Origin of the sequence: Kitasatospora sp. NPDC002227, assembly GCF_040296285.1 — a bacterium.
Lineage (GTDB): Bacteria > Actinomycetota > Actinomycetes > Streptomycetales > Streptomycetaceae > Kitasatospora.
This window is the reverse complement of record NZ_JBEOWY010000046.1, coordinates 46,215-65,672: the sequence shown is the minus strand read 5'-3', so window position 1 is coordinate 65,672 and position 19,458 is coordinate 46,215. Positions and strand designations below refer to the sequence as shown.

General features: G+C 72.1%; 19 protein-coding genes, 5 tRNA genes and 1 pseudogene. 17 read left to right on the top strand and 8 right to left on the bottom strand.

Features of this window, described 5'->3' with window-relative positions; translation table 11 throughout:
- The 4 genes and pseudogenes from ABT095_RS38915 to ABT095_RS30260 form a co-directional block, all read right to left on the bottom strand.
- Positions 1 to 76, bottom strand: a pseudogene (locus ABT095_RS38915) (ATP-binding protein); the annotation flags it as partial.
- Entirely contained in the window at positions 57 to 506 is a 450-nt protein-coding gene (locus ABT095_RS30270; protein WP_350532732.1) for a DUF742 domain-containing protein, read from the bottom strand. The pseudogene ABT095_RS38915 and the gene ABT095_RS30270, both read right to left, overlap by 20 nt.
- A 155-nt stretch (positions 507 to 661) precedes the next feature.
- Positions 662 to 1,075: a roadblock/LC7 domain-containing protein gene (locus ABT095_RS30265; protein ID WP_350532735.1), complete on the bottom strand. Its 414-nt coding sequence runs from the start codon at positions 1,073 to 1,075 to the stop codon at positions 662 to 664.
- A 10-nt stretch (positions 1,076 to 1,085) separates the two neighbouring features.
- Positions 1,086 to 5,105 (bottom strand): nitrate- and nitrite sensing domain-containing protein, encoded by a 4,020-nt coding sequence (locus ABT095_RS30260; RefSeq protein WP_502885054.1) that lies wholly within the window; start codon positions 5,103 to 5,105, stop codon positions 1,086 to 1,088.
- 772 nt (positions 5,106 to 5,877) lie between these two features.
- Between ABT095_RS30260 and ABT095_RS30255 the strand changes: the two genes are divergently transcribed.
- The 8 genes from ABT095_RS30255 (at position 5,878) to ABT095_RS30220 (ending at position 9,246) form a co-directional block, all read left to right on the top strand.
- Entirely contained in the window at positions 5,878 to 6,090 is a 213-nt protein-coding gene (locus ABT095_RS30255; RefSeq protein WP_350532730.1) for a hypothetical protein, read from the top strand.
- Between the two features lie 118 nt (positions 6,091 to 6,208).
- On the top strand, positions 6,209 to 7,009 hold the full coding sequence (locus tag ABT095_RS30250; RefSeq protein ID WP_350532729.1) for a fumarylacetoacetate hydrolase family protein: 801 nt from the start codon (positions 6,209 to 6,211) through the stop codon (positions 7,007 to 7,009).
- Positions 7,002 to 8,513, top strand: a complete 1,512-nt coding sequence (gltX, locus tag ABT095_RS30245) for a glutamate--tRNA ligase (RefSeq protein ID WP_350532728.1) — start codon at positions 7,002 to 7,004, stop codon at positions 8,511 to 8,513. The genes ABT095_RS30250 and gltX overlap by 8 nt, the downstream gene beginning before the upstream one ends.
- Before the next feature lie 186 nt (positions 8,514 to 8,699).
- Positions 8,700 to 8,771 (top strand) — tRNA-Gln (locus ABT095_RS30240).
- Positions 8,772 to 8,791: 20 nt separating this feature from the next.
- Positions 8,792 to 8,864: transfer RNA gene (locus ABT095_RS30235), tRNA-Glu, on the top strand.
- A 36-nt stretch (positions 8,865 to 8,900) separates the two neighbouring features.
- Positions 8,901 to 8,976, top strand: a tRNA-Glu gene (locus ABT095_RS30230).
- A 71-nt stretch (positions 8,977 to 9,047) separates the two neighbouring features.
- A tRNA-Glu gene (locus ABT095_RS30225) sits at positions 9,048 to 9,123 on the top strand.
- Between the two features lie 48 nt (positions 9,124 to 9,171).
- Positions 9,172 to 9,246: transfer RNA gene (locus tag ABT095_RS30220), tRNA-Gln, on the top strand.
- A gap of 108 nt (positions 9,247 to 9,354) precedes the next feature.
- On the opposite strand, the gene ndgR is transcribed toward ABT095_RS30220, so the two are convergent.
- Positions 9,355 to 10,068: an IclR family transcriptional regulator NdgR gene (gene ndgR / locus ABT095_RS30215; RefSeq protein WP_104818425.1), complete on the bottom strand. Its 714-nt coding sequence runs from the start codon at positions 10,066 to 10,068 to the stop codon at positions 9,355 to 9,357.
- Between the two features lie 229 nt (positions 10,069 to 10,297).
- On the opposite strand from ndgR, the gene leuC reads away from it, so the two are divergent.
- From leuC to ABT095_RS30195, 4 genes are all read left to right on the top strand, one after another.
- Positions 10,298 to 11,719: a 3-isopropylmalate dehydratase large subunit gene (leuC, locus tag ABT095_RS30210; RefSeq protein WP_350532727.1), complete on the top strand. Its 1,422-nt coding sequence runs from the start codon at positions 10,298 to 10,300 to the stop codon at positions 11,717 to 11,719.
- Between the two features lie 6 nt (positions 11,720 to 11,725).
- Positions 11,726 to 12,322, top strand: a complete 597-nt coding sequence (leuD, locus tag ABT095_RS30205) for a 3-isopropylmalate dehydratase small subunit (protein WP_350532726.1) — start codon at positions 11,726 to 11,728, stop codon at positions 12,320 to 12,322.
- 23 nt (positions 12,323 to 12,345) lie between these two features.
- Entirely contained in the window at positions 12,346 to 12,840 is a 495-nt protein-coding gene (locus ABT095_RS38910) for an SCO5555 family protein (protein ID WP_502885052.1), read from the top strand.
- A gap of 133 nt (positions 12,841 to 12,973) precedes the next feature.
- Positions 12,974 to 13,678 (top strand): HU family DNA-binding protein, encoded by a 705-nt coding sequence (locus tag ABT095_RS30195; RefSeq protein ID WP_350532725.1) that lies wholly within the window; start codon positions 12,974 to 12,976, stop codon positions 13,676 to 13,678.
- A gap of 100 nt (positions 13,679 to 13,778) precedes the next feature.
- Here ABT095_RS30195 and ABT095_RS30190 read toward each other — a convergent pair whose 3' ends face one another.
- Positions 13,779 to 14,513 carry a GntR family transcriptional regulator gene (locus tag ABT095_RS30190; RefSeq protein WP_350532724.1) on the bottom strand — a complete coding sequence of 245 codons (735 nt, stop codon included), beginning with the start codon at positions 14,511 to 14,513 and terminating at the stop codon, positions 13,779 to 13,781.
- Positions 14,514 to 14,655: 142 nt separating this feature from the next.
- Between ABT095_RS30190 and ABT095_RS30185 the strand changes: the two genes are divergently transcribed.
- Together ABT095_RS30185 and ABT095_RS30180 are read left to right on the top strand one after the other, a co-directional pair.
- Positions 14,656 to 14,901 (top strand): hypothetical protein, encoded by a 246-nt coding sequence (locus tag ABT095_RS30185; RefSeq protein ID WP_350532723.1) that lies wholly within the window; start codon positions 14,656 to 14,658, stop codon positions 14,899 to 14,901.
- Positions 14,898 to 15,167 carry a hypothetical protein gene (locus ABT095_RS30180; RefSeq protein ID WP_350532722.1) on the top strand — a complete coding sequence of 90 codons (270 nt, stop codon included), beginning with the start codon at positions 14,898 to 14,900 and terminating at the stop codon, positions 15,165 to 15,167. The genes ABT095_RS30185 and ABT095_RS30180 overlap by 4 nt, the downstream gene beginning before the upstream one ends.
- A 97-nt stretch (positions 15,168 to 15,264) precedes the next feature.
- Here ABT095_RS30180 and ABT095_RS30175 read toward each other — a convergent pair whose 3' ends face one another.
- Entirely contained in the window at positions 15,265 to 15,486 is a 222-nt protein-coding gene (locus ABT095_RS30175) for a hypothetical protein (RefSeq protein ID WP_350532721.1), read from the bottom strand.
- Between the two features lie 35 nt (positions 15,487 to 15,521).
- Positions 15,522 to 16,205 (bottom strand): 2-phospho-L-lactate guanylyltransferase, encoded by a 684-nt coding sequence (cofC, locus tag ABT095_RS30170; protein WP_350532720.1) that lies wholly within the window; start codon positions 16,203 to 16,205, stop codon positions 15,522 to 15,524.
- A gap of 177 nt (positions 16,206 to 16,382) precedes the next feature.
- On the opposite strand from cofC, the gene ABT095_RS30165 reads away from it, so the two are divergent.
- The 3 genes from ABT095_RS30165 (at position 16,383) to ABT095_RS30155 (ending at position 19,454) form a co-directional block, all read left to right on the top strand.
- Positions 16,383 to 17,216, top strand: coding sequence for a lysophospholipid acyltransferase family protein (locus tag ABT095_RS30165; protein ID WP_350532719.1), 834 nt, complete (start codon positions 16,383 to 16,385; stop codon positions 17,214 to 17,216).
- 47 nt (positions 17,217 to 17,263) lie between these two features.
- On the top strand, positions 17,264 to 18,214 hold the full coding sequence (locus ABT095_RS30160; RefSeq protein WP_502885053.1) for an NAD(P)H-dependent glycerol-3-phosphate dehydrogenase: 951 nt from the start codon (positions 17,264 to 17,266) through the stop codon (positions 18,212 to 18,214).
- An 88-nt stretch (positions 18,215 to 18,302) separates the two neighbouring features.
- On the top strand, positions 18,303 to 19,454 hold the full coding sequence (locus ABT095_RS30155; protein ID WP_350532717.1) for a D-alanine--D-alanine ligase family protein: 1,152 nt from the start codon (positions 18,303 to 18,305) through the stop codon (positions 19,452 to 19,454).
- Positions 19,455 to 19,458: the final 4 nt, after the last annotated feature.

Here is a 19,458-nt window from a genome sequence, read left to right as displayed (position 1 = left end):
AGCCGCCCGCGACGACGATCTTCGCGGAGGTGGTGGCGCGGCTGGGGGCGGCCGCGTTAGAGCTTGCGAAGTCCACTGAGGACCCTTTCGAGCAGCGTCACGTCAGGCGTTCCGCCCGACTCGCCCGCGGCGGCGGGCTGGTGGATGGCGACGAGACCGGCCTCCGCGAGGTCGGCGACGAGGATGCGGGCGACCCCGAGCGGCACACCGGCGAGCGCCGAGATCTCGGCGACCGACTTGACCTCACGGCAGAGCGAGACGATCCGCTGGTGCTCCGGGAGCAGCCCGCCGGAGCGGTCGGCCGCACCGGTGGTGGAGATCAGCGCCTCGATCGCGAGCTGGTACCGCGGGCGGGTACGGCCACCGGTCATCGCGTACGGGCGGACCAGCGGCTGCTGCTCGTAGCTCTCCGACTGCTGGCCGCCGTAGCCGCCGCCGGCCTGCTGGCCGCCGTAGCCACTGCCGTACCCGTTGCCGTAGCCGCCGGGTGTCGGGGGCGGGGTCATTGCTCCTCCAATTGCCGCAGCCGTTCGCGGCAGGTTCCAGCTGGGGGTGTGCCAGCTGAGGCTGGGTCAGCCGCCAGGGGGGCGGCTGATGAGGGGGCGCCGGGCCGGTCGGATCGGCCCGGCGCATCGGGGTCGGCCGGAGCCGACCGGACGGATCAGTGCAGCAGGCTGCCCTGGAGTTCCGCGCGCAGGGCCGGGGTGAGGACGGCGCCGGCGCGGTCGACGAGGAGGGCCATCTCGTAGCCCACGAGGCCGATGTCGGAATCGGGGGAGGCGAGGACGGCGAGGGAGGAGCCGTCGCTGATGGCCATCAGGAAGAGGAAGCCGCGCTCCATCTCGACGACGGTCTGGTTGACCTCGCCGCCCTCGAAGATCCGGCTGGCGCCGTTGGTGAGGGAGGTGAGGCCGGAGGCGACGGCGGCGAGCTGGTCGGCGCGGTCGCGGGGGAAGCCCTCGGACATGGCGAGCAGGAGCCCGTCGGCGGAGACCACCACCGTGTGCGACACCCCGGGGGTGTTGTCCACGAAATTGGTGATCAGCCAGTTCAGGTTCTGTGCGGCCTGGCTCATCTGACTCAACTCAACGCTCCTGGTGGTCTGGGCCGAACTCGCCGAAGCCGCCGTTGCCGCGCGGATCGCCGAAGCCGTCGAAGCGCTGCTGCGGCCGACCCTGATGGTCGGCCCTGGCAGCCTGCTGGGCCGCGTCGCCACCGGTACCGGTGGCCGCGCCCGCCTGACGTCCCTGCTGGATACCCCGGCGCAGGTTGGTCAACCGGCCGCGGACCTCCTCGGGCGCGCGGGACACCTGCGGGCCGGTCAGCGGCGCCGCCTCGGCGGTGCCGGAGACCAGGTTGGCCTGCGGGGTACGGCGGGGGAGGCCCGACAGGGTGAGCCCGCTGGTGGAGGGCTCGCGCACCTGCTCGGCGCGCCGCCAGCGCTCGTCGTTGGCCGACGGACGCCACGGCGCCTCGGCGGCCGGACGCTCACGCTGCTGCTCGCCCTGACCGGGGACGCCCTGCGGCCCGGCCTGCGGCTGCTGGGGCCGCTGGCCCTGCGGAGCCTGCTGCCCGTAACCGGGCTGCTGCTGGCCCGGCGCCGGCCGCTGGCCGGGGGCACCGGCCGGACGGCCCTGGGCCTGCTGGCCGGGCTGGCGGCGCGGCATGCCCTGCGGCTGCTGCTGGCCCTGCTGCTCGGCGAAGCCACCGGCGGGCTGGCGGCGGGGCAGGCCGAGCTCGTCCAGACCGCCCTGCGGCTGGCCGGGAGCGGTGGCCGGGCGGCCCTGGGCCTGCTGGCCCGGACCCTGCTGGCCGGGCTGACGGCGCGGCATGCCCTGCGGGGCGCCGGCCGGACGGCCCTGGCCCGGGCCCTGCTCGCCGGGCTGGCGGCGGGGCAGGCCGAGCTCGTCCAGACCGCCCTGCGGCTGGCCGGGAGCGGTGGCCGGACGGTCCTGGCGCTGAGCCTGCTGGGCCTGCTGCTGGTCGACGAAGGCCTGGCCACGCGGCAGACCGAGCTCGTCGAGCCCGCCCTGCTGGTCCGCGGCGGGACGCTGCGGACGGCCCTGGGCCTGCTGGCCGGGCTGGCGGCGCGGCATGCCCTGCGGCTGCTGCTGAGCCTGCTGCTCGGCCGGGCGACGGCGCGGGAGGCCGAGCTCGTCCAGACCCGCCTGCGGCTGCTCGGCGGCCTGGCCCTGGTCGCCGGCGGCGGCCGGGCGCTGCTGCTGGTCGGTGAAGCCGGGCGCCGTGGTGCCGGGGCGCTGCGGCTGGTACGCCGGCCGGCCCTGGTCGCCGGAGGCGGTCGGCAGGGCCATCGGCGCCTGCTGCGGCAGCGCCTGGGGCTGCTGCGGCTGCTGCACCGGGGCCGGCTGTGCGGGGGCCTGCTGGACCTGCGGGCCCGGCATGGCGGGCAGGACGGGCTCGACCAGACCGAGACCCAGCGGGTCACGCGGGTCGATCTCGATCGCCTCGAAGCGCGGCCGGGCGAACTGCGCGGTGCTCTCGTCCGCCGGGGCCGGGCGGCCCTGCGGGAGCTCCTGCGCGGACGACTGGTGCTGCGTGGCGGCGTCCTGCGGCTGGCGCTGCGGACCGGGGGCGCCCTGCGGGGCGGCACCGGCCGGGGCTATGCCCTGCTGGCGGCCCTGGTCGGCCCAGCCGTGCTGCGGCTGCTGCTCGGCACCGGGGCGCGGACGCCCCTGGCCCTGCGGGGCCTGCGGCTGGCCGGGGCGGCCCTGGCCCTGCGGTGCGGCGCCACGGCGCGGCAGACCGCCACCGGGGCCGGCCGGGGCGCCGGAGGCACCGGGCACCCGCCGCGGCGGCAGGCCGCCCTGGCCGGCGGGAGCACCGCTCGGACCACCGGCGGGGGCGCCGGCCGGAGCACCGGCCGGGCCGCCCTGGCCCCGCTGCTGCGGGCCGGCGAAGAGGTTCTGACCGCCGCCCTGGGGCGCGTTCTCGCGCAGCGCCTGGCCGACCTCACGGGTCGGCAGCCCACCGGCGGTGGCGGCCGGACGGCCGCCCGGCGCCTGGCCGAGCTGCGGGCGCCCGCCGGTCGCCGCCGGGCCGGAGCCCAGCGCACCGGCCGGGCCGCCCTGGGTACCCCGGCCGGGGAGCGCCTGCTCGCCGAGGCCCGCGCGGACCTGCTGACGCGGGGTCGGACCGGCGCCGCGCTGCTGCTTGGCCTGCGCCGGGCCGGGACGGCCGCCGCGGCGCTGGTCGCCACCGGCGGTGGTGACGTCCAGCGGGAGCATGACGAGTGCGGTGGTGCCGCCGGAGTCGCTGGGGCGGAGCTGGATGCGGATGCCGTGTCGCAGGGACAGGCGGCCGACCACGAACAGACCCATGCGGCGCGAGACCGAGACGTCCACGGTCGGCGGGCTGGCCAGTCGCTCGTTGATCTCGGCGAGGTCGTCGGGGCTCAGACCGATACCGGTGTCGTGGATCTCGATGAGCACCCGGCCGTCCGGCAGCGCGTGGCCGGTGACCCGGACGCGGGTCTGCGGGCTGGAGAACGAGGTCGCGTTCTCGAGCAGCTCGGCGAGCAGGTGGACGAGGTCGTTGACGACGCGGCCGGCGACCTCGGCCGACGGCACGGCGGCCAGTTCGATGCGCTCGTACTGCTCCACCTCGGAGGCGGCGGCGCGGAGCACGTCGACCAGCGGGACGGGGCGGGTCCACCGGCGGCCCGGGTCCTCACCCGCGAGGACGAGGAGGTTTTCGCCGTTACGGCGCATGCGGGTCGCGAGGTGGTCGAGCTTGAAGAGGTTCGCCAGCTGGTCCGGGTCGGCCTCGCGGCTCTCCAGCTCGGAGATCAGCGACAGCTGGCGCTGGATGAGGCCCTGGCTGCGGCGCGAGAGGTTGGTGAACATCGCGTTGATGTTGCCTCGCAGGAGGGCCTGCTCGGCGGCGAGGCGGACGGCCTCGCTGTGCACCATGTCGAAGGCGTGCGCCACGTGGCCGATCTCGTCGGCCGAGTCGACGCCGACGGGCTCGACGGTGACGTCGACGTCGTGCGGGTCGCTCTCGGAGAGCGTCTTGACCAGCTCGGGCAGGCGGCGCTCGGCGACGTCCTCGGCCGCGGCCTGCAGACGGGTCAGCGAGCGCACCATGCCCCGGGCGACGAGCGCGGCGCCGGCGACGGCGACGACGAGCACCAGGGCGATCAGGACACCGTTGATGATCGCCTCGGTGTCGGCGTCCGACTGCAGCTGGCCGGCCTTGCCGTCGAGGGTCTCGAGCAGGCTCTGCTCGATCGAGCGCTCGGCGTTGATCTTGACGGTGGCGGCGTCGTACCAGTCCTTGTAGGTCCGGCTCTGGGCCTGCTTGATGCCGTTCGCGGTGAGCACGAAGGTGCTGTACCGGTCGGTGTCGGCGATCACGGTGTTGAAGCTGAGCTTGGAGCGCAGCGTCTTGGACTCGGCGTCACCGTAGATGGCGCCGAAGTTGGTGAGGGCGTTGTCCTCGGCCGCGCGCAGGCGGATGCCGAAGGTGACGTCCGAGTCGCTCATGTCGGCCGGGGTGCGCGCGAGCGCGGCGCTGACCAGCGCGCGCTGCATCGAGGCGGCTTCCTTGGCCAGCGAGAACTGCTGCAGGGCACGGGTGGTCTTGACCAGCTCGGTGCTGCCCGACGCGATCGCGATGTCCTGGGTGATGCCGAGGAGGTCGGTGATGATCGCGTCGTAGCTGGTGACCGTCGCCTGGATGTTGTCGACCGAGCCGTACGCGCTGCCGCGGGCGGTGGAGAGCTGGTTGAGGTCCTTGCGGACCTGCAGCAGCAGGGCCTTGCCACCGGCGAGGTCGAGGTCGTCGAAGTTGTCGGCGCTGGCCGCGAAGGCCTTGCTGAGAGTGTCCGTGCGCTTCTGCGCGTTGGTGACCTCGTCCAGCTGGTTGCTCTTCTGGACGATCGGGCCGGCGCTGATGTCACGCTCGGTCTGCAGCGCGTCGGCCAGGTCGGTCGCCTTCTTGGCGAGGTCCGACAGGCCGGTCATCTGCTGCAGCTGCTTGGAGTTCTGCAGCGAGGCCTGGATCCGGAGCCCGCCGAGGACGAGGGCGACGACCACGGGGAGCAGCAGCAGGGCGATCAGACGGGTGCGGATCCGCCAGTTGCGCATGGCGAACCGGCTCAGACCGGTGGCCCGGCGGCGGTTCAGCGTGCCGCGCAGGCGGGCGCGGCCGCTCTGCTTCTCCGGCTGATCGGCGTTGTTCTCCGAGTTGTTGGTGTTCTGAGCCTGGTGGGCCTGCTCACCGCGGCCGGACTCACCTGGGCCGGTGATCGGCGTTGCCTGGTGAGGGCCTGCCACGGGCTCACGCGACTCCGGGTCACCCGCGGCGCCGCTGCCCCTCTTGAAACGTCCCTGCACTGGCGTCGCAACCTCTGGACCGGGCGCCCCTACCCGCACGAAGCGGATGGAACGGTGTCGAGTTTTTCCGTGGCATTCCAGCACAGCGGGAGAAGTCCAACAAGGGGCGTTACCCCGCTGTGCCCTGGGCTACCGAGCGCGTGCACGACCTTACGGACTGTGCGGTAGCCCCGCAGAAATACGGCGCTTTTCGGACACTCGCCCGATACATGCCAAGTCGGCCGGGGAGCGACGAGAGTCGCAGACGTTCCCGAATGTCCGGAAAACGGCAATTGCGAGGTTTTTCTGACGCCGTGAAATGTCCCGACATAGGCGAAATCCGAGCCATTTTGTGAGCAAAGTCACAGCGGAATGTATAGCCTTGGTCACGGCAGCTGTGGAAAGAGATCCCTAACCTGGCGGGAGCGGTGCCGGGCCGGGGTCTGCCTCTCCGAGGCGGCCCTCGGATGTCTGCCCGCATTCAGCCCCGAACACTCCCGCTGATTCGTCCGAATCGGCTCCGAACCCCAAGGTGTGCACCCACATGTCCCAGCCGGCCCAGGCCACCGCGACCCTGCCCGCCTCCCGCCCCACGGCGAACCCGCGGCGCACCACGCTGGCCTCGATCGACAGCTTCAGCCAGCTCCCGGGTGCCAGCACCGCCCCCACGTACGCCGCCGAGCTCCCGGCCAGCACCGCCAACCCCCGCCGCACGGTGCTGATGGTCGCCCCGGCGCCCCGCGCCGCCCGGGCCTGAGCCACCCGGACACCTCCTCGCCGGGCCCGGCCCGAGGCGGCCCACGCGATAGCCTGGGTCGCGTTCGACCAGGGCCCGGCGAGGCCGGAGCCCCGTACTTACCGAGAGGCTCCCCACCGTGCGCATTGCCAGGTTCTCCGTCAAAGAGGGGAGCCCTGCCGCAGGCAGCGTCTCCTTCGGCGTGGTCGAGGGTGATCCCTCCCAGCCCGACTCCCTGGTGGTCCACGCACTCGCGGGCCACCCCATCGTCTCGCTGCAGCTCAGCGGCGAGAGCTACCGGATGCAGGACGTCCGGCTGCTCTCCCCGATCCTGCCCAACAAGATCGTCGCCGTCGGCCGCAACTACGCCGCCCACGCCGCCGAGCTGGGCAACGAGGTGCCGGACGTCCCGCTGACCTTCTTCAAGCCCTCCACCGCCGTCATCGGCCCCACCGAGGCGATCGCCTACCCGCCGTTCTCCTCCGACGTGCAGTTCGAGGGCGAGCTGGCCGTGGTGATCGGCCGGATGGGCCGCGAGGTCCCGCTGGAGCGGGTGCCGGAGATCGTCTTCGGCTACACCTGCGCCAACGACGTGACGGCCCGCGACGTCCAGCAGCGCGAGGGCCAGTGGGCCCGCGCCAAGGGCTTCGACACCTCCTGCCCGCTCGGCCCGTGGATCGAGACCGAGCTCGACCCGGCCGATCTGGCCATCACCACGACGCTCAACGGCGAACTGAAGCAGACCGGCCGCACCTCGCTGATGGTCCGCTCGATCGCCGAGCTCATCGTGCACATCTCCGAGGCCATGACGCTGCTCCCGGGCGACGTCATCCTCACCGGCACCCCCGCGGGTGTCGGACCCATGAACGTCGGCGACGAGGTCTCGGTCTCCGTCGAAGGCATCGGCACCCTCACCAACAAGGTCGTCAAGCGTGGCTAACACCCCGACGGACCTGGACCCGACGGTCCGCGTCCGCTTCTGTCCCTCCCCCACCGGCAACCCGCACGTCGGGCTCGTCCGCACCGCCCTCTTCAACTGGGCCTTCGCCCGCCACAACGGCGGCAAGCTGGTCTTCCGGATCGAGGACACCGACGCGGCGCGCGACTCCGAGGACTCCTACAACCAGCTGCTCGACGCCATGCGCTGGCTCGGCTTCGACTGGGACGAGGGGCCGGAGGTCGGTGGCCCGCACGAGCCGTACCGGCAGTCGCAGCGGATGGACATCTACGCGGACGTCGCGGCGAAGCTGCACGCGGCCGGCCACGCGTACCACTGCTACTGCTCCACCGAGGAGCTGGACGCCCGCCGCGAGGCGGCCCGCGCGGCCGGCAAGCCGAGCGGCTACGACGGCCACTGCCGTGAGCTGACGGCCGACCAGGTCGAGGTGTACGAGCAGGAGGGCCGCAAGCCGATCCTGCGCTTCCGGATGCCCGAGGGCACCATCGTCTTCGACGACCTGGTGCGCGGCACGCTCAGCTTCGACCCCAAGGACGTGCCGGACTACGGCATCGTCCGGGCCAACGGCGCCCCGCTGTACACCCTGGTCAACCCGGTGGACGACGCTCTGATGGGCATCACCCACGTGCTGCGCGGCGAGGACCTGCTCTCCTCCACCCCGCGGCAGATCGCGCTCTACGCGGCACTGGCGCAGATCGGTGTGGGCAACGGCACCACCCCGCGCTTCGGCCATCTGCCGTACGTGATGGGGGAGGGCAACAAGAAGCTCTCCAAGCGCGACCCGCAGGCCTCGCTCAACCTCTACCGCGAGCGCGGCTTCATCCCCGAGGGCCTGCTCAACTACCTGGCCCTGCTGGGCTGGTCGCTCTCCGAGGACCAGGACCGCTTCTCGATGGACGAGCTGGTCGCGGCCTTCGACATCGCCAAGGTCAACGCCAACCCGGCCCGCTTCGACCTGAAGAAGTGCGAGGCGATCAACGCCGAGCACCTGCGCGCGCTGGCCCCCGAGGACTTCTGCGCCCGCCTGGTGCCGTACCTGCAGGCGGCCGGCCTGCTGCCGGTGGAGCCGAGCGCCGAGCAGCTGGCGCTGCTGGCCGCGGTGGCGCCGCTCACCCAGGAGCGGATGGTCGTGCTGGGCGAGATCGTCCAGATGGCCGGGTTCCTGTTCGTCGCCCCCGAGGCCTTCGCGGTCGACCCGGACGACGCGGCCAAGGTGCTGAACGCCGACGCCCGCCCCGTCCTCGAGGCCAGCGTCAAGGCGCTGACCGAGCTCGCGGACTTCACCCCCGAGCCGATCCAGGCCGCGCTGCGCGAGGCCCTGGTGGACGGCCTGGGCATCAAGCCCAAGTTCGCCTTCACCCCGCTGCGGGTGGCCGTGACCGGGCGCCGGGTCTCCCCGCCGCTGTTCGAGTCGATGGAACTGCTCGGCCGCGAGGAGACGCTGCGCCGTCTGACGGCCGCGCTGGCCCTCGTCCCGGCCTCCTGAGCCGGGGCCCCGGGCGGCCGTGAGGCCGCCCGGGGCTGGGCTGGGGTTATCGATTTTGGAGCCAGGCCCCGCGTCGGGTAATGTTCTTTCTGCGCCGCCCGGGAGGGAACGGCGAGGGACCAGAAACCTCGTCAGAGCAACCAGGCGGAGCAGCACCGAGGAAGATCCGCAAGGGTTCAACTCTGGTGGGGTATGGTGTAATTGGCAGCACGAGTGATTCTGGTTCATTTAGTCTAGGTTCGAGTCCTGGTACCCCAGCGCAGTACCCAGTAGTACAAGCCCCCGTTGTGTAGCGGCCTAGCACGCTGCCCTCTCACGGCAGTAGCGCCGGTTCGAATCCGGTCGGGGGTACGCAACAACTGAATACGATCACGTGAAACTGATCATGCCCCCGTTGTGTAGCGGCCTAGCACGCTGCCCTCTCACGGCAGTAGCGCCGGTTCGAATCCGGTCGGGGGTACCAGATCCTTTCCACTGTCACCATCCGGAGCATTGTAAATCCCGGAGGCGACGAAGCTCAGGATCACCAAGTTTGCCCCCGTTGTGTAGCGGCCTAGCACGCTGCCCTCTCACGGCAGTAGCGCCGGTTCGAATCCGGTCGGGGGTACCAAGGCAGGAAGGCCGGCGGGCTTCACAGCTCGCTGGCCCAGTGCTTTGTTGGGGTATGGTGTAATTGGCAGCACGAGTGATTCTGGTTCATTTAGTCTAGGTTCGAGTCCTGGTACCCCAGCCAGCAGTAAGACGAGGAAAGCCCCGGTCGCCGGGGCTTTTTTGCGTTTCCGGGGCGGAAAGCAGAAAAGGCCCCGGGGTGCGCACGGCACCCCGGGGCGGGAAATGCGGATCAGCCGCGGCGGAGGGCCTCGGTCAGTCGGTTGGCGGCCTCGATGATGGCCTGGGCGTGCATCCGGCCCGGGTGGCGGGTCAGGCGCTCGATCGGACCGGAGACCGAGACGGCGGCCACCACGCGGTTGGAGGGGCCGCGGACGGGCGCGGAGACGGACGCGACGCCCGGCTCCCGCTCGCCGATCGACTGGGCCCAGCCACGGCGCCGTACGCCGCTCAGGGCGGTGGCGGTGAAGCGGGCGCCCTGGAGGCCCCGGTGGAGGCGCTCGGGCTCCTCCCAGGCCAGCAGGACCTGGGCGGCGGAACCGGCCTTCATCGGCAGTGTGGAGCCGACCGGGACGGTGTCCCGCAGGCCGGAGAGGCGCTCGGCGGCGGCGACGCAGATGCGCATCTCGCCCTGCCGGCGGTAGAGCTGTGCGCTCTCGCCGGTGACATCGCGCAGGTGGGTCAGGACCGGGCCCGCGGTGGCGAGCAGCCGGTCCTCGCCCGCCGCGGCGGAGAGCTCGGAGAGTCGGGGGCCGAGGATGAAACGGCCCTGCATGTCCCTGGTGACCAGGCGGTGGTGTTCGAGTGCGACGGCGAGTCGGTGGGCCGTGGGCCGCGCCAGACCGGTGGCGGCGACCAGCCCCGCCAACGTGGCGGGGCCCGACTCCAGTGCGCTCAGCACCAGAGCGGCCTTGTCGAGAACGCCGACGCCGCTAGAGTTGTCCATGGCCTGATACTGCAGTCTCAGTCCGCGAGACGCAAGTTCAATCTCAGGAGAAAAGCGCCACTCTGGAGGCAGCAGCCCGGGAGACACCCAGGATGTGGCACCGAGCCGGTGTCCACATTATGGACACGATCCGGCGTGCAGGCCCCCCGAGCGGCAGCGCGAACCTCGGTCGCGAAGGGGCCCCGACCACACGAGAAGGCCGGCAGAGCGGCCGGCTGGAGGGAAAGCGATGGGACGGACACTGGCGGAGAAGGTCTGGGACGACCACGTCGTCCGGCGCGCCGAGGGCGAGCCCGACCTGCTCTACATCGATCTGCACCTGCTGCACGAGGTGACCAGCCCGCAGGCCTTCGACGGCCTCCGGCTGGCCGGGCGCAAGGTCCGCCGGACCGATCTCACGATCGCCACCGAGGACCACAACACCCCCACCCTCGACATCGACAAGCCGATTGCCGACCCCGTCTCGCGCACCCAGCTGGAGACGCTGCGCCGCAACGCCGAGGAGTTCGGCGTCCGGATCCACTCGCTCGGCGACGTCGAGCAGGGCGTCGTGCACGTGGTCGGCCCGCAGCTGGGCCTGACCCAGCCGGGCATGACGGTGGTCTGTGGCGACTCTCACACCTCCACCCACGGTGCCTTCGGCGCGCTGGCCTTCGGCATCGGCACCAGCCAGGTCGAGCACGTGCTGGCCACCCAGACCCTGCCGCTGGCCCCGTTCCGGACCATGGCGATCACCGTCGAGGGCGAGCTGCCCGAGGGCGTCACCGCCAAGGACCTGATCCTGGCCGTGATCACCAAGATCGGCACCGGCGGCGGCCAGGGCTACGTCCTGGAGTACCGCGGTTCGGCGATCCGGGGCCTGTCGATGGAGGCCCGGATGACCGTCTGCAACATGTCGATCGAGGCCGGCGCCCGCGCGGGCATGATCGCCCCGGACGACACCACCTTCGACTACCTCCAGGGCCGCCCGCACGCCCCGCAGGGCGAGGACTGGGACGCCGCGGTGGCCTACTGGCGGACCCTGGCCACCGACGAGGACGCCGTCTTCGACCACGAGATCTTCATCGACGCGAACGAGCTGACCCCGTTCGTCACCTGGGGCACCAACCCCGGCCAGGGCGCCCCGCTGGGCGCCAACGTGCCGCACCCGGAGGACTTCGCCGACCCGCAGGAGCGGACCGCCGCCGAGAACGCCCTGACGTACATGGGCCTGACGGCCGGTACGCCGCTGCGCGAGGTCGCCGTCGACGCCGTCTTCGTCGGCTCCTGCACCAACGGCCGGATCGAGGACCTGCGCGCCGCCGCGGCCGTGCTGCAGGGCCGCCAGGTCGCCGAGGGCGTACGGATGCTGGTGGTGCCGGGCTCGGTGCGGGTCGCCCTGCAGGCGATCGAGGAGGGTCTGGACAAGGTCTTCACCGCCGCCGGGGCCGAGTGGCGCCACGCGGGCTGCTCGATGTGCCTGGGCATGAACCCGGACCAGCTGGCCCCGGGCGAGCGCTGCGCCTCCACCTCGAACCGCAACTTCGAGGGCCGCCAGGGCAAGGGCGGCCGCACCCACCTGGTCTCGCCTCAGGTCGCCGCCGCCACCGCGGTGCTGGGCCGGCTGGCCGCCCCGTCCGATCTGTCCGCCGACGTCGCTGTGGAGGTCTGAGCAGCCATGGAGAAGTTCACCACCCACACCGGCCGGGCCGTCCCCCTGCGCCGCAGCAATGTCGACACCGACCAGATCATTCCGGCGCACTGGCTGAAGAAGGTCACCCGCTCCGGTTTCGAGGACGGCCTGTTCGAGGCCTGGCGCAAGGACGAGTCCTTCGTCCTGAACCGCCCCGAGCGCCAGGGTGCCACCGTGCTGGTGACCGGGCCCGAGTTCGGCACCGGGTCCTCGCGCGAGCACGCGGTCTGGGCGCTGCAGAACTACGGATTCCAGGCCGTCATCTCCTCGCGGTTCGCCGACATCTTCCGTGGGAACTCGCTCAAGAACGGCCTGTTGACGGTGGTCCTCCCGCAGGAGACCGTCGAACAGCTGTGGGCGCTCACCGAGGCCGACCCGACCGCCGAGATCACCGTCGATCTTCAGGCCCGCGAGGTGCGCGCCGAAGGCATCACGGCCGGTTTCGAACTCGACGACAACGTCCGCTGGCGGCTGCTGAACGGCCTGGACGACATCGGTATCACCCTGGGTGAGGAGGCCGCCATCGCGGCATTCGAGCAGACCCGCCCGAGCTTCAAGCCCCGTACCCTGCCGGTGGCCTGACCCACTTTCCGATCACGCTCCGGATGGCCCGTCTCCCCTTCGGGGGGGCGGGTCATCCGGCTGTTCCGGGGGTGCAGTTCGACTCCGAGTGCGACCCGGATAGCCCGCTCCGATTTGCGGATGGACGGGGTGTGCGCAGGGCAACTCCGCACAGATGGCACAATCGTTGCATGCACCGGCACCTTGAACCTCCGTACGCGGGCGGCGAACCCGCGTCGCCGGAGGGGCGGGACGGGCAAGCCGGGAGTCGAATTGACGATCGGCCGGACGACGACACCTCACGAGTTGAGGAGCCGGACGAGTCGGAAGTCGCAGCGCGTTACGCCGCTGTGGCAGAGCGGTTGAAGCAGGCCCACGCTCGCGTATCTGCGCTGAACGTGTCAGCAGAGGCAAAGACCGCTCTCACCCGTCAACTGCTGATCGTCACGGAGACCGCCAAGCGTGATCTCCCGGAGGCGGCGCGGCGGTTGAGTCGCTTTGTACGAGACCTCGACGAGGGGCGCCCGCCCGCCGAGTGAGGCACCGGACGCGCAAATCCATTGCGACACTAGGGTGATTCGCGCGTTTGGTAATTGAAAGTCCGCAGATACATACCTAACGTGCGAATTGAACGGATGGAATCATCCGGCGCCCGTTTCCGAAGGGGAAGACGTGAACAAGGCTCAGCTTGTCGAAGCGGTGGCCGAGCAGCTGGGCGGTCGCAAGGCTGCCGCAGAGGCCGTCGACGCAGTGCTCGACACCATGGTGCGTGCCGTCGTGGCGGGTGACCGCGTGTCGGTCACCGGTTTCGGCACCTTCGAGAAGGTGGAGCGCTCCGCGCGCTTCGCCCGCAACCCGCAGACCGGCGAGAAGGTCAAGGTCAAGAAGACCTCGGTGCCGCGTTTCCGTCCCGGCCAGGGCTTCAAGGACCTGGTCTCCGGCAGCAAGAAGCTGCCGAAGGACGGCCCCTCGGTGAAGAAGGCCCCCAAGGGCTCGCTCACCCCGGGCAAGAGCGGCACCACCGCCGCCGTCAAGCGCGCCGCCACCAAGCGCGCCGCCACGGCCGCCGCCGCCGCTCCGGCCAAGAAGACGGCTGCGAAGAAGACCACCGCCACCGCCGCGAAGACCACCACCGCCGCCAAGAAGGCGACGGCGGTCAAGAAGGCCACCACCACGGCCGCCGCCGCGAAGAAGGCCACGGCGGTCAAGAAGACGGCCGCCGTCAAGAAGACGGCCGCGGTCAAGAAGACCACCGCCGCCGCCCCGGCCGCCAAGAAGGCCACCGCCGCCAAGAAGGCCACCACGGTCAAGAAGACCGCGCCGGCCAAGAAGACGGCCACCCGCAAGACCACCGCGCGCAAGTCCACCGCGAAGTAAGGGCCCCCGCCCGCCTTCCCGGTACTTCACGAGAGCCGTGGCGGCTCGCACCTCGGGACTGTCCCAGTCCCGGGTACGAGCCGCCACGGCTTTCTCGTGCTCAGGTGACGGGGAGTTCGTAGTAGATCTCCCAGCGGGAGTTCGGGACGACGAAGTCGGCGGTCTCCACCGCGCGGCCCTCGGTGTCGTAGTACGTCCGCTCGATCAGCGTGACCGGCTCGTTCGGCGAGGTGCCCAGCCGGTCGGCGAGGTCGCCCGCCAGCGCCGGGCGCGGCCGCTCGACCGCGCGCTCCACCGTGACGCCGATCGCCGCCATCCGCTCCACCACGCTGCGGTACTTCAGCGGACCCATCAGCGGGAAGGCGACCGGGGTGCGGGCGGTGAGGTACTGCGGCTCCCAGCTCGTGATGACCTGCATCGCCTTGCCGTCGACCAGGTAGTCGTAGGACGTGCAGACGGTCAGGTCGCCCGGCTCGATGCCCAGCCGGACGGCGATCTCCTCGGTGGCCTCCACGCCGGAGGAGCTGTCCGCCACGGGGACGCCCGGCGGCACGGTGGTGAGCGAGGTGTACAGCGGCGGGGTGTGCTGGGAGCGGAGCATCCGGTGGCGCGGCGAGGGGGCCTTCACGAAGGTGCCCGAGCCGGACCGGCCGTAGAGCAGGCCTTCGCTGATCAGCAGTTCCATCGCGCGCTGCACCACATTGGGGCCGACTCCCAGCTCCTCGCCGAGTCGGGCCCGGGCGGGCAGCTTCTCGTCCGCTGCCCACTCGCCGTCGGCCACGCGCCGGCGCAGCAGGTCGGCGATCCGAAGGTACGGCGGGTCGTTCGAGCGCATCTTCTCTCCCCGGCGGCAGGTCGCGTCCCCCGCCCGACTGGGCAGGGTGGGCGATTCGGCGTTGACAATCTAATGCATCAGGTGGAATCTAATGCCTTAGCTTTACGTTCCGTGATCGACCGCTCGCGGGGAGAGTCGTTGCGTGCGAACCACCAGGGCCTTTGACGTCGCCAACCGCCTTGCCAGGGCCACCGGTGGGCGCGCCCGCATCAGTGTCCGTCCCGGCAAGGGCTTCCTGGTGGAGGCGGCGCTGTCCCCGGAGTTGAGCGACGAGGCCCAGTTGGCCGTGCTCGACGTGCTCCACGACGCGGACCGGTTCGGACACCACTACACGCCGACGGCCCAGCACGTCTGGGCCGAGATCGACCAGGAGCCCCAGACGCCGTGAAGCCCCGTACGCCCGGAGCACCCGTCACCGTATGCATCGAGGGCATCACCGCCCCCGCCTCCTTCGCCCACCTCGCCGACGCCCTCGCCGCCCTCTGGGAGGCCCTGCGGGTCCTTCCGCTGGGCTGGAACCAGTACGAGGCCTACCGCTACTTCTTCGGCCCCGGCGCCGTCGAACGCGTGGAGGCCTTCCTCGAACGCGACGGCGAACTCACCCTCAGCTTCGCCATGGCCGGCGAGACCTACGCCGTCCGCCTGGACGGCTGACACCCCGGCACCGACCGCGGCAGACGGCCCTCCCTCGCCACCGGCGGGGCCTTTTTGACGTCAGCCTGCCCGACCACCCCCGGCCCGCGTCGGGGCGTCAGGCGTCGGCCGGGTCGGGGAAGGTCTGAAGGGTGACGAAGACGACGTGGCGGGTGTCGCCGGTGCCCTCGGTGCGGATGCGGACGCGCTGGCCGGGGCGCAGGAGTCGCAGGCCGCCGGCCTCGAAGGCGGCGGCGTCGAAGGGGACCGGCGTGCCGTCGTCGAGGAGGACAGACCCGGCGCGGGTGGCGGGGTCGAAGGTGAACGCGGTGGCCTGCATGGCAGCAGCATAGCGAGCGGGCCCCGCGGATCGGGTCAGACCAGGACGGCCGCCACCGCCGCGGTGTGGGGGCCGACGCCGAGGGCGAGGGCCTCGGAGAGGTCGGGGCCGGTGTCCACGTCGCGCCGTACGGAGGGTGCGGGGAGCCGGAGTTCGGTGGCGCCGCTCGCCGCGTGGCGGGCGGCGGAGGAGGGCCCGAAGGCGGGGGAGAGGCGGGCGCCGGGCCGGCAGGCGAGCAGGGTGGTGCCGCTGCCCGGGGTGTCCGCGAGGAAGGCCCGGCGGCCGAGAGCCCCGGCCGCCGCCAGCACCTGCCCGAGCTCGAGCGGCCGCAGGGCGGGAAGATCCGCGGAGAGCGCCGCCAGTGGTGACCACGGCGCGAGCCGGCGCGCGTGCTCCGCGCCGTGCGCCAGTGCTGCGTTGAGCCCGCCCCCGGGCTCGTCCGGCACGACCACCGCCCCGAGCGCGGCCAGCCGGGCCCCGGCCACCGGGTCGGTGGTCACCACCACGGCCCGCCCGACCGCCGGGCAGGCCAGCGCCGCCGCCACGGTGTCCAGCGCGAAGGCCAGCGCGAGTTCGGGCCGTCGCGCTCCCGCGTACGGCGCCAGCCGGCTCTTGGCCTCGGGCAGCGGCTTCAGCGGCAGCACCAACGACCAGCCGGCCCTCCCGGCGGGTGCGGCGGGCGGTACGGGTGCGGTGGGGCGTACGGTGTCTTCGGTCATCGGCGCCATTGTGGTGCCGGGGCCCGAGCCCCCGCCAGGACGCCGGGCCGGTGCCGACGTGCGATGGATCACTGCGCGGCGTGGCACGGGTCAAGCCGCTCGACAGTCCAGCGGGCAGGCGCGAGACTTTACGACCTGCGGCACCCCACGTGCCGCATCGGATGAGGAGGAGCTGGGGTGGCCCGCCGCTCGAACGCCAGGTTCGGCAATGCCGACTACGGAATCTGGTACCGCTTCGCGGCGGTGCTCGTGAAGCCGGTGACGAACGCTCTGGCGAAGGCCGAGTGGCACGGCTGGGAGCACCTGCCCGAGCAGGGCGGCTTCCTCACCGTGGTCAACCACAACTCCGTGATCGACCCGGTGTTCTACGCCCACTGGCAGTACAACAGCGGCCGCCCGCCCCGCATCCTGGGCAAGTCCTCGCTGTTCTCCATCCCCTTCATCGGCTTCATGCTGCGCAAGACCGGCCAGATCCCGGTCTTCCGCGAGTCGACCGACGCCGCGGCGGCCTTCCGGGCCGCCATCGCGGCGATCGAGCAGGGCGAGTGCGTGCAGTTCTACCCCGAGGGCACCCTCACCCGGGACCCGGACCTGTGGCCGATGACCGGCAAGAGCGGCGCGGCCCGGGTCGCGCTGATGACCGGCGCGCCGGTCATCCCGGTCGCGCACTGGGGCGCGCACGAGATCATGCCGCCGTACGGCAAGGGCGGGAAGGGCAAGTTCAACCTCTTCCCCCGGCACAAGGTGATCGTCGCGGCGGGCCCGGCCGTCGACCTGAGCAAGTACCAGGGCCAGGAGCTGACCGCCCAGGTCCTCAAGGACGCGACCGAGGACATCATGGTCGCGATCACCGAGGTGCTGGCCGGCATCCGCGGCGAGCAGCCGCCGGCCGAGCGCTACGACATGCGCAAGGCGGCCAAGGAGCGCGCCGAGGCCGCCGCCGCCAAGGGCGGCCGGGCCAAGGGCGGCAAGGCCCCCGAGGACGAGAACGAAGAGGAGGCCGGGAAGTGACCCGCTGCGCGGTGCTCGGGACGGGCTCCTGGGGGACGGCCTTCGCGATGATCCTGGCGGACGCCGGGTGCGAGGTGGTGCTCTGGGGCCGCCGCAAGGAGCTGGTGGACGCGATCGACACCGGTCACGTCAACCCGGACTACCTCCCGCAGCTCACCCTGCCGGCGGGCATCCGGGCCACCACCGACGCCGCCGAGGCGCTCGCGGGTGCGGACTTCGCGGTGCTCGCGGTGCCCTCGCAGACCCTGCGGGAGAACCTCGCCGCCTGGGCCCCGCTGCTCGGGCCGCAGACGGTGCTGGTCAGCCTGATGAAGGGCATCGAGCTGGGCACCACGAAGCGGATGAGCGAGGTGGTCCAGGAGGTGGCCCAGGTCGGCCCCGAGCGGGTCGTCGTGGTGACCGGGCCCAACCTGGCGGGCGAGATCGCCAACCGGCAGCCGGCCGCCACCGTGGTGGCCTGCACCGACGAGCAGGTGGCCAAGCGCTTCCAGGCGGCCTGCCACACCCCGTACTTCCGCCCGTACACCAACACCGACGTGGTCGGCTGCGAGCTGGGCGGGGCGGTCAAGAACGTGATCGGCCTGGCCGTCGGCATGGCGGACGGCATGGGCCTGGGCGACAACACCAAGGCCACGCTGATCACTCGCGGCCTGGCCGAGACGATGCGCCTGGGCCTCGCGCTCGGCGCCGACCCGGTGACCTTCGCCGGGCTGGCCGGGATGGGCGACCTGGTCGCCACCTGCTCCTCGCCGCTCTCCCGCAACCACACCTTCGGCACCAACCTCGGCCGGGGCATGTCCCTGGAGGAGACCATCGCGGCCACCAAGCAGACCGCCGAGGGCGTGAAGTCCTGCGCCTCGGTGCTCGACCTGGCGCAGCGCACCGGGGTGGAGATGCCGATCGTGGCCGCCGTGGTCGACGTGGTGCACCACGGCCGCCCGACCCAGGAGGCGCTGCAGAACCTGATGGCGCGGTCCGCGAAGCCGGAACGGCGCTGAGGGCCGGGCGCCGCCGAGGGCCGATCGGACCTGACGCAGCCGTGCGTGACCTCACCCGAAACACTCGCACGGTAGTCTCAAGCGCGATATGAGCATCGAACAGACCTCCCCGAACCCGGGCGCTTCGGGCGCCGCCAAGCCGCGCGTGGCGATCGTCTTCGGCGGTCGCAGCTCCGAGCACGGAGTGTCGGTCTCGACCGCCGCCAGTGTGCTCGCCGCCATCGACCGCACGAAGTACGAGGTGCTGCCGATCGGCATCACCCACGAGGGCCGCTGGGCACTCGTCCAGGAGCCGGGCCGGATCTCGCTGTCCGACGGCTCCGTGCCGGACGTCGCCCAGATCGCCGAGTCCACCGAGGGCCAGGTCGCGCTGCCGGGCTACCCGGCCACCCGCGAGGTGGTCTGGACCGAGCCCGGGGCCACCCCCAAGGCGCTCGGCGAGGTCGACGTGGTGCTCCCGCTGCTGCACGGCCCCTGGGGCGAGGACGGCACCCTCCAGGGCCTCCTGGAGCTCTCCGGGGTGCCGTACGTCGGCTCCGGCGTGCTGGCCAGCGCGGTCGGGATGGACAAGGAGTACACCAAGCGCCTGCTCGAGTCGAACGGCCTGTACGTCGGCGAGTACACCGTGCTGCGCCCGCGCGACTGGGAGACCGAGGCCGGCCGGGCCGCCGCCCGCGAGCGGATCGCCGCCCTCGGCCTGCCGGTCTTCGTCAAGCCCTGCCGGGCCGGGTCCAGCATCGGCATCACCAAGGTCAAGGACCTGGCCGACCTGGACTTCGCGATCGAGGAGGCCCGCCGCCACGACCCCAAGGTGATCGTGGAGCGCGGGGTGGCCGGCCGGGAGATCGAGTGCGGCGTGCTCGACACGCCCGAGGGCCCCAAGGCCAGCCTGCCGGCCGAGGTGCTGGTCGGCGGGGGCTACGAGTTCTACGACTTCGAGGCCAAGTACGTCGACTCCTCGGACGTGCAGATCCCGGCGCAGCTGACCGAGGCCGAGACGGCCGAGATCCGCCGCCTGGCGCTGCACGCCTTCGAGGCGCTCAGCTGCGAGGGCCTGGCCCGGGTCGACTTCTTCCTGCTGCCGGACGGCCGCTGGATGGTCAACGAGATCAACACCATGCCCGGCTTCACCCCCATCTCGGCCTACCCGAAGATGTGGGAGGCCACCGGCCTGCCGTACGCGGACCTGATCGACCGGCTGCTGACGGCGGCGCTGAGCCGCTCCACCGGCCTGCGGTAGTCGC